Annotated in this window: 14 protein-coding genes; 8 read left to right on the forward strand and 6 right to left on the reverse strand. The window is 42.1% G+C overall.

The annotated features are described in order from the left end of the window. Positions 1–43: 43 nt before the first annotated feature. Complete coding sequence (locus tag AAFN85_RS12000) at positions 44–1129, reverse strand: Glu/Leu/Phe/Val dehydrogenase (RefSeq protein ID WP_347527528.1); 1086 nt, start codon at positions 1127–1129, stop codon at positions 44–46. A 176-nt stretch (positions 1130–1305) separates the two neighbouring features. Here AAFN85_RS12000 and AAFN85_RS12005 point away from each other — a divergent pair, with 176 nt between their 5' ends. Both AAFN85_RS12005 and AAFN85_RS12010 read left to right on the forward strand, forming a co-directional pair. After that, positions 1306–1920 carry a hypothetical protein gene (locus tag AAFN85_RS12005; protein WP_347527529.1) on the forward strand — a complete coding sequence of 205 codons (615 nt, stop codon included), beginning with the start codon at positions 1306–1308 and terminating at the stop codon, positions 1918–1920. A 63-nt stretch (positions 1921–1983) separates the two neighbouring features. Further along, positions 1984–2388, forward strand: a complete 405-nt coding sequence (locus AAFN85_RS12010) for a hypothetical protein (RefSeq protein WP_347527530.1) — start codon at positions 1984–1986, stop codon at positions 2386–2388. 7 nt (positions 2389–2395) lie between these two features. Here AAFN85_RS12010 and AAFN85_RS12015 read toward each other — a convergent pair whose 3' ends face one another. Both AAFN85_RS12015 and AAFN85_RS12020 read right to left on the reverse strand, forming a co-directional pair. Further along, entirely contained in the window at positions 2396–2854 is a 459-nt protein-coding gene (locus tag AAFN85_RS12015) for a hypothetical protein (protein ID WP_347527531.1), read from the reverse strand. 69 nt (positions 2855–2923) lie between these two features. Further along, positions 2924–3466: a hypothetical protein gene (locus AAFN85_RS12020; RefSeq protein ID WP_347527532.1), complete on the reverse strand. Its 543-nt coding sequence runs from the start codon at positions 3464–3466 to the stop codon at positions 2924–2926. 88 nt (positions 3467–3554) lie between these two features. Between AAFN85_RS12020 and AAFN85_RS12025 the strand changes: the two genes are divergently transcribed. Then, the gene (locus AAFN85_RS12025; RefSeq protein ID WP_347527533.1) at positions 3555–4112 is read left to right on the forward strand and encodes a Crp/Fnr family transcriptional regulator; all 558 of its coding nucleotides are present in this window, start codon (positions 3555–3557) and stop codon (positions 4110–4112) included. Between the two features lie 100 nt (positions 4113–4212). Next, the gene (locus AAFN85_RS12030; RefSeq protein WP_347527534.1) at positions 4213–4683 is read left to right on the forward strand and encodes a RidA family protein; all 471 of its coding nucleotides are present in this window, start codon (positions 4213–4215) and stop codon (positions 4681–4683) included. Between the two features lie 91 nt (positions 4684–4774). On the opposite strand, the gene AAFN85_RS12035 is transcribed toward AAFN85_RS12030, so the two are convergent. Continuing rightward, complete coding sequence (locus AAFN85_RS12035) at positions 4775–6739, reverse strand: glycoside hydrolase family 97 protein (protein ID WP_347527535.1); 1965 nt, start codon at positions 6737–6739, stop codon at positions 4775–4777. A 253-nt stretch (positions 6740–6992) separates the two neighbouring features. Between AAFN85_RS12035 and AAFN85_RS12040 the strand changes: the two genes are divergently transcribed. From AAFN85_RS12040 to AAFN85_RS12050, 3 genes are all read left to right on the forward strand, one after another. Next, complete coding sequence (locus AAFN85_RS12040; protein WP_347527536.1) at positions 6993–7301, forward strand: hypothetical protein; 309 nt, start codon at positions 6993–6995, stop codon at positions 7299–7301. A 370-nt stretch (positions 7302–7671) separates the two neighbouring features. Beyond that, complete coding sequence (locus AAFN85_RS12045; protein WP_347527538.1) at positions 7672–9459, forward strand: ABC transporter ATP-binding protein; 1788 nt, start codon at positions 7672–7674, stop codon at positions 9457–9459. A 134-nt stretch (positions 9460–9593) separates the two neighbouring features. Then, the gene (locus AAFN85_RS12050; protein ID WP_347527539.1) at positions 9594–9929 is read left to right on the forward strand and encodes a DUF3276 family protein; all 336 of its coding nucleotides are present in this window, start codon (positions 9594–9596) and stop codon (positions 9927–9929) included. Positions 9930–10008: 79 nt separating this feature from the next. Here AAFN85_RS12050 and mgtE read toward each other — a convergent pair whose 3' ends face one another. Further along, complete coding sequence (gene mgtE / locus AAFN85_RS12055; RefSeq protein WP_347527540.1) at positions 10009–11379, reverse strand: magnesium transporter; 1371 nt, start codon at positions 11377–11379, stop codon at positions 10009–10011. Positions 11380–11599: 220 nt separating this feature from the next. Between mgtE and ychF the strand changes: the two genes are divergently transcribed. Continuing rightward, a complete protein-coding gene (gene ychF, locus AAFN85_RS12060) occupies positions 11600–12703 on the forward strand; it encodes a redox-regulated ATPase YchF (RefSeq protein WP_347527541.1) in 1104 nt (367 codons plus the stop codon). 151 nt (positions 12704–12854) lie between these two features. Here ychF and AAFN85_RS12065 read toward each other — a convergent pair whose 3' ends face one another. After that, positions 12855–13655: an AraC family transcriptional regulator gene (locus AAFN85_RS12065; RefSeq protein ID WP_347527542.1), complete on the reverse strand. Its 801-nt coding sequence runs from the start codon at positions 13653–13655 to the stop codon at positions 12855–12857. Between the last annotated feature and the right edge of the window lie 23 nt (positions 13656–13678).

Consider the following 13678-nt stretch of genomic DNA (forward strand, 5'->3'; position numbering starts at 1 on the left):
GGTTTGCCTCATAGCAAACGGTGATATAAACTAATTAATTGTATTAATACGATGATTTTACTTTTCTAATGTCTTCAATACGTTTTTCGGCAATTTTGTTGGCCGCGTTAATAGTTGAAATGTTTTCGGCTTTCGAAAGTTTTAATACGTTGCGCGTGGCCTCGTAAATGTTTTCGGTAAGCTGTAAAGTACGTTTTTTGTTAAAATTCATCAACTCCGAATAACCGGTAATGATGCCGCCCGCGTTAATTACGTAATCGGGTGCAAACAGGATGCCTTTATCAACCAACATTTGTCCGTGCAGGGTTTCATCTAACAACTGGTTATTTGCCGAGCCTGCTATAATGCCACATTTTAATTTATCAATGGTTTGGCTGTTAACTGTGCCACCCATAGCGCAAGGGGCATAAATATCGGCATCAATATCAAAAATGCTGTTGTTTGATACCGGTTGCGCGCCATATTTTTTCGAGATCTGGATAACGCGCTCTTCGTTGATATCGCTGGCGTAAACTTTTACGTTTTCGTCTCGCAGCAAACGCACCAGGTTTTCGCCTACGTGGCCAATGCCCTGTACAATTACCGATTTGCCGGTAAGGCTATCGCTGCCATACATTTCGCGGGTGCAGGCTTTGATGCCCATCAATACGCCGAGAGCTGTGATTGGCGATGGATCGCCGCTGCCGCCAATATTTTCTGGAGCGCCGGTAACATGGTTGGTTTCCATTTTAATGTACTCCATGTCGCGCGGGTTGGTACCCACGTCTTCGGCCGCTATAAATTCGCCGTTAAGGTTTTTTACAAACCTGCCGAACTTGCGCAACAAAGCCTCTGTTTTATCCTGGCGCGAATCGCCGATGATCACCGAGTAGCCGCCGCCTAAATTTAAACCGGCGATGGCTGCTTTATAAGTCATGCTTTTAGCCAAACGCAAAACATCGCCTAACGCTTCACCTTCGGTACGGTAAGCCCACATACGCACACCGCCAAAGGCAGGGCCAAGGGTAGTATCATGAATAGCGATGATAGCTTTCAGGTTGGTATCCGGGTCGGAGCAAAAAACAACCTTTTTGTGCCCAAAGGCATCAAGCTGATTAAATATAGATTCCGGTAGATGTTGCTCTGGCATTTGTTTCGGCAAAATAATATTGTTTTTAAGGCCGCACAAAAGTAGGGGTTTTTTTAGTTACGGCAAAGTAAAGATACGGGTGAATAGTAAATAAGCAATCTGTGATTTATGTTAGGATATTAATTTATTATTTTGCTATAAATAATAGGTGCAAAATTACTTCAGTAGAATTTACCATGGATATAACATATACCAGTTTAGGGCAGGAGATAACCGAGCAGCAAGCTATGGTTAATGATTGGTATGAAAAAGTTTACAGCTTAAATGGAGTTGTAAAAAAGAAAGAACTGTACGTTGATTATGAGCTTGCCAAAATTGAATATTATCTTGAGCTCAATGAAACGGAAGAAGAAGCCAAGGCTATTTTATCCGGATATGGGGTGGGATATGGGATACTGCGAAACGAGCAGTACGGTAATTATATGATATCAATGCGAAAAGGTTACGTGGATAATTTACTTAATAACAAATCGAAGATTTTGAAGGATAGCCACGATCATACTGTTTGCGTGCAAGGAATAGATATTGAAACCGGAACTCCGGACTATAAGGAAACAATTAAATATTTAGGAGAGTACCTGGGTAGTAATGAGGGAGATTACTGTCGATTTAATTATAAAGAAGACGGAAGCTTCGATTACTGTGATTATAATTATTTTCATGAGTATGATAGTGAACAGTTTAATTTAGAGCATGTATCGATGGTTAAAGATCTTTTTCAGTTATCAGATGAGATGTACAATTACTTTTTAATTGCTGAGTTTTTGCCACCCATTTCATTGTCTGATTGAGGCCATGTTAATAATTCTATGCTGAATTGCATTATATCAGTATATTAGATATGTAATACAACAATGAAAACCTATACCATAAAAAACACAAACGGAATTACTATCAATGAATTTTACCAATGTATTGATAACGGCGGTAAAATAGTGATATATGGCTACTGCATATCTGTAATAGCATTTACCTACCGCTTAATATCACCACCCCATTTAATAAGAGTGGGCGAATCTCAAGCTAAATTTAAAAAACATTACAACACACTTTCGCTACTATTTGGTTGGTGGGGCTTTCCCTGGGGACCTATTTATACTATTGATATGATCAAAATTAACCGGAAAAATAGGGGTGGGGTAGATGTTACCGACGAGGTATTGCTTAAAGTAGCTGAAAAATACGCAGAGGGTAATTATGACGAAGTGTTTGCGGAAGGGATTGTGGTTGAGTATGGTGATGGGGAGTTAACGAGGTAGATAAAGTTTATCTGTTCGGCACCTTTATAAAGTTGTTGTCATTTATAAATTCAATGTTGAATGGATCTTTAATCACTTCAATAAAACTCTCATATTTCTGTCTGCTTTTTAGCTGATAAAAAATAGCTCTTACACTGTCCGAAATAACGGATATGCTATCTCCCGGAGCAAGGCCATCACCAATAGTAGTGTAAAGTTCGGCCTTATCGCCGTTGATCCTGTAAGGGAACTCGGCTTTGGGTGCAGATTTGATAAACTTAGTAGTGTTTGTGCTTTTTAGTTTCAGGTAAATAATACCGAAAGCGTGGTTGTTGGAAACTTTTGTATTTATCACTTCACCGCTAAACTTTATGCCGTTATGTAATAGTTTTTCTGATTTAGCGATGTCTTCATCGTTATGTTTGTTAAGCCATAAAACCATCCCGATAAACAGCGCTAATAGTATTATATATCTTAAGTATTTCATTTAATGCAAAGTTAAGTGATGGTGCATATCCGGTTAATGCTTAAGCTTTGATCAATAAATAACGACTTCTTAATGAGCCATTATTTTCTTTAAAAAGAATGATGAATTGGGTAGATGTTTTCCTTTCCCAAACTCTAACTCGATATCGTTCCTGGCTTGTTCTGAACCTAATTCCATGGCTTTGAAAAGATAATAGTTAGCCAGGTTTTTGGTGTCGGCGTCATTACTCAGCATTACTATATCCCCGGCAGACGCCTCATGGGTTAAAATTGCATTCATATTGCGATAGGCTTCGGGGCAATGATACTTGTTGGCCATAATTAATGAATAATAATAAAGATCTACTTCTTTATAAGTCATCAGGTATGCAATGGCAATTTTGTTATAAGCGTTACAGTCGCCGCTATCTATGGCTGCTCTCCAAAGGCGGGTTCGTTCCTTTTCGTTATTAACTAACCTTGCGTACGGAGTGGGCCCTTCTGCAAGTTGTTTTTGTGTGTTTGTTGTTTGCACTTCTGTCTTTTTGTGACTACAGGCAGTTATTGAAATGATTGAAGGCAGTAGGATGCCAATAATCTTTTTTTTAAGAATGGTTTTTATTCCTGACCTCATGATAAGGTTTCTTATTATAACCATAAAACTAATCAAATAAATTTATGGTTGATACCTTAACTTTGCACAATCAAGCGTCACGATTTCAATGCACCTGCTACGCGAACATATAGAAAAAATAGTGCCGCTTAGCGACGATGAGTTTGCCTTTGTCTGCAACCATTTTACCTTTAAGAAGTATAAAAAACACCAATTTCTGATCCAGGTAGGCGAACCGGTAAAGTATCATTACTTTGTGCTCTCTGGCCTTTTGAAACTGGTTTACACCGATGATACCGGGAAAGAACACATTGTTTCCTTTGCGATGGAGGATTGGTGGGAAAGCGATTTTTATGCTTTTTATACCGGATCAAAAGCCACCATGTCGTTAGAGTGTCTTGAAGATACCGAGGTGTTATGCTTCTCGCTTCATGACTATCGGGCACTTTGCGCCGGGCTGCAAAAAATGGAACTGTTCTTTCTCGAAAAAGCCAACTTTGGGTTCATCGCGTCACAACGCCGTATCATATCCTCCCTAACATCAAACGCGCGCGAGCGTTACGAACAGTTAATTAAACAATACCCCTCTCTTATTCAGCGGATCCCCAAAAGTTTAGTAGCCGCTTACCTTGGCGTATCCCGCGAAACCCTCAGCCGGTTATATTGATGAATTGTGATGTACCTCACTTTATAATCGTGAGGTAGGTCAACAGTGCATTCCAGGTGCTATTGCAAACTTTGCTGTGTCAATTTTTTACGTCGCGACCATGAAAAAAGCAGCAAAAGTTTTAACAGTACTATTAATAATAACTGTGCCAGCGTTGGCGCAAAATCAAAAGAAAGGTAAAATGGAAAAACGGATCATTAACCCCTGGCAATGGCAGGATCAACGCAGCTATGCACAAGCTGTTGAAGCAAAAAATGTAGAAAGCACATTATACATATCCGGCCAAACGGCCATAAGCGATGATGGCATATCAAGCGATGCCGATATGAAAACACAATTAATTAAAGCCCTCGAAAACCTGGAGAAAGTGATCAGCAAAGCAGGTTATGAACCCAAAGGGATTGTTAGGTTAAATATCTACACCACATCGACCGCCGAACTATGGCCGCATTTTAATATTTTTCAGGATTGGGTGGCTAAGCACGGCGTAAAGCAGGCGCTTACGTTATTGGAAGTGAAAAGCCTTTTTGAAACTTTGAAGGTGGAGTTGGAGGCTACCGTTGTGAAATAAGGTTTGACGAAAAAAGCGTCTGATTTGATGTAAAATACCGATCCCGGATGTATGTCACATCCTGGGATCGGTATTATTTGATAGAAGTTTGTTATTTTAACACAGCCGCCCAGCCGCCATTCCGCACCATTTTAATGGTGATTTTATCTCCCGCTTTAACCTGCATGCTTTTTTGGCGATAATCCATAGCTTGCCTTCCTGCGTTGATACCATCTTCAAAATAAGTCATGGTGTAGGTTTTTCCTTTTTCTAAAAAGTCGAAGTTGAGCTCAACGCTCCTTGTAGTTTCTTTACCGTTGGTAATTGCGCCAACAAACCATCGTGTGCCTTTGCGCTTGGCAACTACGGCCAGCTCACCGGCTTCGGCCGCCAGGGCTTTGGTTTCGTCCCAGGTAGTGGGTACGCTGGTGATAAATTCTGTACAATCCGGGCTGCGGTAGTAAAGGGTTGGGTTATCGGCCAGCATTTGTACGCCGCTTTCAAAAACAACATATAGTGCAAGCTGGTACGCCCTTGTGCCCACGCCCGAAGCGTTTGGCCGTGCAGCCCTGTTTACTTCGGGCTGCATATTGATCATGGCACCGGGTGTAAAATCCATCGGACCAACCGCGTTGCGGATAAATGGCAGGTAAACGCTGTTATCGGGCGTACAGCCGCCCATTTGTTCCAATCCCCGTACACCCTCGTACGAAAGTAGGTTAGGGTACTTATATTCCAGTCCCGAAGGTTTGAACGCGCCATGAAAATCTACAAAGATCTCGTTCTTAGCTGCCTCCTTAATTACATTTTCATAATAGTTTACCATCCATTGGTCGCTGCGGTTCATGAAATCGATTTTAACACCTTTTATGCCCCAATCATGAAAAGTTTTGAAAAGCCCCATATTGTTGTGAACCGTTAACCAGGTAAGCCAAAGAATAATGCTTACGTTTTTTGTTTTGCCATACCTTATCAATTCCTGCACATCAACCTTTGGGTTTGGTGTGTAAGGGTCGGTGGTGGTTTTAGCCCAGCCTTCATCCATCACAATGTATTTGATGCCGTATTTCGAGGCGAAGTCGATGTAATACTTGTAGGTATCCAGGTTGTAACCTGCCACAAAATTTACATCCGGGCCGTAAGGGCTGGCGTCGTTCCACCATTCCCAACTTGCCTGGCCCGGTTTTATCCAGGTTGGGTTGGCGATTTGGCTTGGAGCTGCCAGCTTCAAGGTCATTGTGTTTTCTATCAGTTGCTTATCATCTTTAGCGATCACGAAATACCTCCAGGGGAAATTGCGGGTTCCGCTGGTTTTAGCAATATAATCGGCCGATTTTAAGATCTTTTGGTCTCGGTCGCCATCCGGTTCAGCCTCCAGCGGGACTTTGGGAAAAGCGCCTTCCATACCATTATTACCCGTGCTTTTAAGGAAGAGGCCGGGATAATCAGACAGGTCTGATTCGCTGATCAGTATTTTGTATTGCTTTTTGGTATCAATTAAAGCAGGCAGGTTGGCCATTTTATCCGTTGGTTTCCATGTAGATGCTTCCTGGTGCTTGTAAGGCTCTTCGTAGGCGGTTTTAAAGCCGTCGCTGGCCTGGATGTGAAGCAGGTAGTCGGCTGGGAAATTGACTGTGAAATCTTCATTCAACACTTCTACATCTCCCTTTTTATTGGTTATAAAACGATAGGCAATACCATCGTCAAAAGCGCGGAACTCAACCTTGTAATTTCCTTTAAAACTTAGCAACAGATCGTTGTAGTTATTGGCTACGGTAGCGAATTTGAGCGAAACGTATGGTTTAATTGTTCCGCTAACTTTGGTTGTTTTGGCAGTTATTAGTTTGGGGTTTTGGCCAAGTGTGCCATCGGGCAGGGTGAGGGCTAAATGGTTGTTGGTTAATAGTGCCTGGTTATTACCGGTTATAGAGTAATATATTTTATCGGTTAAGCTGATAGATACTTTTAACCCGCCATTTGGCGAAACCAGTTCGATTGGTTTTGCCTGGGCTGATAGCTGTTGTGACATCGCCAGCGACAGGAATGCGCATGCGGTTAATTTTTTAAAAAACATCATGTTTGGGGTGTGATTTATAAGCGGCTATGTTGGCCGGAGAAGTAGATTGGGTAAATGAATTGGTTATTTGGTGCTACCGCAAATAAATAAATTCATTGCTTTGGGGCGTTGTCAAAATGTACATGTTTTTTGACGTGGGGTGCATTTGTTTGCTTGATGGGTAACGTTTCATTTTGGTTTACTTATCGCATACGATAGTCTCATTACAAATAATACTCCTTGAATTTCTATCTTTAAAATAAAAACCTGCATTATGAAAGTGATCCGCGTACAATACACCACCACGGCCCAATACGCCCCTATAAACCAACAAAACATAGCTGCTGTAGTAGCCGAACTAAAAACGCTAAATCATCCCGGCATTAAATACGGTGCCTGGCTGCTACCCGATGGTAAAACTTTTATGCACTTTGATCAATGCGAAAGTGAGGAAGCACACGAAGTGCTAACCAGCCTCGAATCGTTCAAGAAATTTGCCGATGAACTCCATGCAAGTGGATTGGAAGTGGAGCCAGAACTGGAATTGCTCTCATTAGTGGCCTCAACCGAAACTTACTATTGATCGTTTTTTAGGCCTTTTACTGACATCACCTTGTCAGTGTTCAATTTTTGAAAAACGGGTGTTCAATGTTTTATAATTAAAAATCGTAAGATATTGATTATCAATATTGGTATGTTCAAGTTGATAGAAAATGATTTTTATAAAATTGTAACTTGTTGATTGTTAATGGTGTTCAATGTTGTGAAAAAGTGTAAGTGTTTACACCTTCAAAAGTTGAACACCCATCTTTTTCACTAATTTCACACCCACCGTCATTGTAACATTCTTACATCCTCCCGACTTTTCCCCTTAATCACTCTGCCCAAATTTTAATACTTTTGATTACCGGACGACTTGCGACTTTATACTTGCGACTTCGGACTTACAATAAATGAAAGACCTCGCGTACCTCAATAAATTCTTTTCCAAATACCGCTGGCGCTTAATACCTGGTGTGCTGTTTGTAATTATCTCGAACGTGTTTGGCGTACTGCCGGCGCAGGTTATCCGAGTAGCTTTTGATCTGGTTACAGAAAATATCGGGGCCTACCAGCTATTCGCGGGCTTTAACAGGCAGAGTTTTATTTATGATATTTTCGGTTCCAGTTTATTGCTGTTTGGTACGTTAGTATTGGTGCTGGCACTGCTTAGGGGCTTGTTCTTGTTTTTTATGAGGCAAACCATCATCCTGATGTCGCGCCATATCGAGTACGATCTGAAAAACGAGATCTATAGCCACTACCAAAAACTTTCCCTTGCCTTTTACCGCCGCCACAACACCGGCGATTTGATGAACCGGGTAACAGAGGATGTAAGCCGGGTGCGCATGTACCTTGGGCCGGGTATCATGTACTCCATTAATACCGTGGTGCTTTTTATTATGGTGATCTATGCCATGCTTACGGTTAATGTGCAGCTGGCCATATTTTCGGTATTGCCGCTGCCAATCCTTGCAGGGGTTATCTACTATGTTAACAATGTAATAAATCACCGCAGCGAGCAGATCCAGGAGCGGCTTTCGGGCTTATCCAGCTTTGTTCAGGAAAATTTTTCTGGTATTCGGGTGATCAAATCGTACGTGCGGGAAGCTTATGTGCGGGATAACTTTGCCAAAGAGAGCGAGGATTATAAAGTACACTCGATGGCTCTGGCCAAGGTGCAGGCCATGTTTTTCCCAACCATGTTATTTCTTGTAGGGTTGGCCAATGTTATCACCGTTTATGTAGGTGGGGTAGAAGTGATTAAAGGTAACATCACAGCAGGTAACATTGCCGAGTTTATTGTTTACCTCAATATGCTCTCATTCCCGGTGATCTCGTTGGGCTGGGTAACCTCACTGGTGCAACGCGCCGCTGCATCGCAAAAACGTATTAACGAGTTTTTACATACCGAGCCTGAGATCACTTCCCCGACTGGCGAAAAGCATCAGCTAAGCGGGCATATCAGGTTCGAGAATGTATCGTTTACCTATCCGGATACCGGGATCGAAGCATTAAAAAATGTATCGTTTACGGTAGAGCCGGGGCAGATGCTGGCCGTTATCGGCCGTACAGGTTCAGGGAAATCAACAATCGCCAACCTGGTAATGCGGATGTATGATACCACCGATGGGCAGGTGATGATAGACTACCGCCCGGTAACTTCGCTCCATCTGGAAAACTACCGTTCGCAGATAGGTTTTGTACCTCAGGAGGTTTTCTTGTTTTCGGATACCATTGCTAATAACATTGCCTTTAGTGCCGATGTGTTGGATATGCCCGTGGTTGAGCAGGCCGCTAAGGATGCCGCGGTATATAATAACATCATTGAACTGGAGCAAGGTTTTACTACTTTGATAGGCGAACGTGGTGTAACCCTTTCAGGCGGCCAAAAGCAACGTGTATCTATTGCAAGGGCCATATTTAAACACCCGCAGATATTGATATTTGATGATTGTCTATCTGCAGTTGATACCCGTACAGAAGAGGAGATATTGAATAACCTTGGCCGTGTGATGCAGGGTAAAACCAGTATGATCATAGCGCACCGCATATCTACCATAAAAAATGCTGACAAGATATTGGTAATGGATAACGGCGAGATAGTTGAGCAGGGCAATCACGAATATTTGATGCAGCTTAAAGGTACCTACTTTGAGCTTTATGAAAAGCAGTTGCTGGAAGAGGAGCAGGACGCGTAAGGCATAACTATGCCCGTCTCTACAAAAAAATGACACTTTTGTTTCAAAAACTTCAATAAAAACGAATAAAATACTTGCACTTTGAAATTTTATTTATATTTATGCCAACCAAAACTAATTACAGGTAAATATATATGGGAGATTTTGACAATAGAGAGCGCGAAGAGGTTTATTCAAAGAAGGTGAGGGCTGGGAAGCGGACTTATTTTTTTGATGTAAAAGCAACCCGTTCAAACGATTACTATGTTACGATTACAGAAAGCAAAAAACGTTTGGAAGATGGGGTGTTTGTAAAGCACAAGATCTTTTTATATAAAGAGGATTTCGAAAAATTTGCCGAAGGTTTGAAAGACACTATCGACTATATCAAATCGAACCAGGAAGTAGTTGAAAAACGTTACGAGTACAGCGAAAACCCGGAGATTGCCCGTGCTTCGGCCGATGAGGATTTCACTTTCGAAAATTTATAATAAACAACACTAAACTAAAAATATAAAGCCCTGCTATTGTTATGATAGCAGGGCTTTTTTATGGGATGTGCCGTGGATTTTATAAAAGTATCCCGCGCATAAATATAACGGCAATGGTAAAATAAATGATGAGGCCGGTGACGTCAACCAAAGTTGCTACGAACGGTGCTGATGAAGTGGCAGGGTCGGCACCAAGCTTTTTAAGCAGCAAAGGCAACATCGAACCAGATAGTGATCCCCATAAAACAATACCAATAAGCGAAGTACCAACGGTAAGGCCTACCAGCAACCAATGTGGGCCATAAATGGTGCTAAACATGCTCCAGGCAGCTATGCGTATAAAGCCTATCAAGCCTAAACAAATACCGAGCATTAATCCCGAAAGGAGTTCCCGACGCATAACCCGCCACCAATCGGCAAGGGTAACCTCGCCAAGGGCCATGGCCTGGATGATAAGTGTAGAAGCTTGTGATCCACTATTACCACCACTCGAGATGATAAGGGGGATAAAATAGGCCAGTACTACCACTTTTGATATTTCATCACCAAAATAGCCCATGGCTGTAGCGGTAAGCATCTCGCCTAAAAACAAAATGATAAGCCAGCCTACACGTTTTTTTACCAGCTTAAAAAGGTTGATGTCAAGGTATGGTTCATCTAAGGCTTCGGTACCACCAATGCGCTGGATGTCTTCAGTATATTCTTCATTAGCTATCCAAAGGATGTCATCTACCGTTACAATGCCCAGCAAAACGTCGCTTGCGTCAACCACGGGCAGGGCAGTGCGGTTATTCATCCTGAATACGTTGATGGCTTCTTCCTGCGGATCATTCGCGCTAAGCGAGATCAGGCGACCGTCCATCAGTTCGCTTACCTTGGTTTCGGGTTTTACCAAAAGTATCTCCCTTATCCGGATATCATCAAGCAGTACCCCTTGCTCGTCAATCACATAGATCACATCAATAGTCTCGGAGTTTTTACCATACCTGCGGATGTGGGATAGTACGCGGCTTACGTCCCAGTTGCGTTTTACCGCAATATAATCGGGTGTCATCAACCGACCTATGCTCTCTTCTTCGTAACCTAAAAGCTTCAGGGCTTCTTCGCGGTTTTCGCGCGAGAGTTTCTGGATTAGTTTTTGAACAGCATCGCCATGTAATTCGCTGAAAAGTGCGGTACGGTCGTCGGGAGGGAGTTCGTTAACAAGGTCCTCAAGCTTTTGGGCCGAAAGTTTTTTGATGATGCGTTCCTGCACCGGGAAATCAAGGATCCGGAATACGTTAACCGAGCGGTTAAGCGATAGGGTTTCGATGAATTTGGGGCCATGTTCAGGAAGTTCTCCAATCAGTTCTTCAACATCCGATATGTTGAGGTTGTTCAAATATTCCTGTAATTGGGTGTCGTCTTGTTTTTCCAGCAACAATTCTACTTGCTCAACCATTTCTTCCATATATAGGCCCTCCTTTTTTACATCGGTGTTAAAATATTTTTAGCTTCTTTTTTCGTGCGCAAAAGTCGTTTATTTTTTCAAATTATAAGGCAAAATTTTCTGTTATCTTTGCGCTTTTTAAAGTGAGTGGTTTATTAGGTTAAATGGTTGATTAGTTTATAAAAAAATAAAACCTAATCAACTCAATCAACCATTCACACAATCAACTAAATACACAAAAATGGGTTTACAATGTGGGATAGTAGGTTTGCCAAACGTAGGTAAATCAACACTTTTTAATTGCTTATCAAACGCTAAGGCACAGGCGGCTAACTTTCCGTTTTGTACTATTGAGCCAAACGTAGGCGTAATAACCGTGCCTGATGAGCGCTTAACCAAACTTACCGAAATAGTTAACCCTAAAAGCATAGTGCCCAACACTATCGAGATTGTTGATATTGCCGGCTTGGTTAAAGGTGCCAGCAAAGGCGAGGGCTTGGGTAACCAGTTTTTAGGTAACATCCGCGCTACCAACGCTATTATTCACGTACTACGTTGTTTTGATAATGATAATGTGATCCACGTAGATGGCTCGGTTGATCCGATCCGTGATAAAGAGATCATCGATACTGAATTGCAACTGAAGGACTTGGAATCTATCGAGAAAAAGATTCAGAAGGTTGAAAAGATGGCTAAAACCGGTGGCGACAAAGAGGCTAAAAAAACCTTTGATGTTTTAACCGTTTACAAAAATCACATGCTTTCGGGCAAATCGGCCCGTACCGCCCCTGTTGAAGAAGAGGATAAAGAATACGTAGCCGACCTTTGGTTGTTAACCGCCAAACCGGTACTTTACGTTTGTAACGTTGATGAAGCTTCGGTAAATACCGGCAACGCTTATGTTGAAAAAGTAAAAGAAGTTGTAAAAGAAGAGAATGCCGAAGTACTGATCATTTCAGCCCAGATAGAATCTGAAATTTCGCAACTGGAAACTTACGAAGAGCGCCAGATGTTTTTGGATGATTTGGGTTTAACTGAATCGGGCGTTAATAAACTGATCAAAGCGGCTTACCGCTTATTGAACCTTGCCACTTACTTTACCGCAGGTGTGCAGGAAGTACGTGCATGGACAATTACGGAAGGTTTCACCGCGCCGCAAGCTGCAGGTGTGATCCACACCGATTTTGAAAAAGGTTTTATCCGTGCCGAGGTTATTAAATACGACGACTTTGTGAAATTTAACGGTAACGAAGCTACCATTAAAGAAAACGGCAAGCTTGGCGTTGAGGGTAAAACCTACATTGTGCAGGATGGCGACATTATGCACTTTAGGTTTAACGTTTAAGGGCGAGAGACAAGAAATCAAGAGTCAAGATTCAAGAAGTTAGAATTGAGACTTATTAATATGAAAGCCAGGAAGAAGATTAGATATTCTATCTTTTTCCTGGCTTTTTTATGTCTTGATTCTTAACTCTTGATCTCCTGCCTCTCGGCGGCTAAACCGCCGAAGGCGCTACCCCATAAGCTTTTTTAAAGGCGAATGAAAAGTGGGAGAGGTCTTTAAAGCCCACATCCATATACACATCCGATACTTTTTCTCCTTTTTCTTTCAGCAGGTAATAAGCATCTTTTAATCGTTGGGTTTGGATCCAGCGGTTAGGTGAGGTGTTGAAGATTCGTTCAAAATCTCGCTTAAAGGTTGCCAGGCTGCGGCCGGTTAAATAGGCAAAGCGGTTGATATCAACATTAAACTTGTAGTTTTTGGTCATGAAGGCCTCGAGATCTATTTTGCCGGGTTCGCTAAAATCAAACAATACGTTTTTTAATTCAGGATTGGTTTCCAGTAAAATCATTACCGCTTCTTTAACCTTGTGGCGGGTGAGTGCCGGGTTGATCTCATCGACGGTTTTATCCATGTAGGGGCTCAGCGATTGAATATAATTGCTGAACAGGGCATTCGGTTTTAAAAACAGGGCGCTGTCGCCGGTGTAATGGCCGTCGGCCTGCAGATCCAGTTCGGAACTCATGGCTTTAAGCGTATCCTGGTCCATGCCAATGGTGATGGTTTTAAACTCGCCGCCTTGTGGTGGATGTTTGGCAAATTTGGCCAGCTCGTTGCGTTTTAAAAAACGGTAATCGCCTTGTTTAAAGTAATAGTTTTTGCCATTAACATATAGCTCCGAATCGCCGGAGAGGATGTAGCCAAATATATGGTCGGCAATAAACTGCTCGCCCGCGCGACTAACTTCCGAGTAGCAGGAATAAACTATACGTGGTGATGTTTTTGGCGTTGGCATATTGATCAAATTTAGTAATACAT

This window comes from Mucilaginibacter sp. CAU 1740, assembly GCF_039839285.1.
Classification (GTDB): Bacteria; Bacteroidota; Bacteroidia; order Sphingobacteriales; family Sphingobacteriaceae; genus Mucilaginibacter.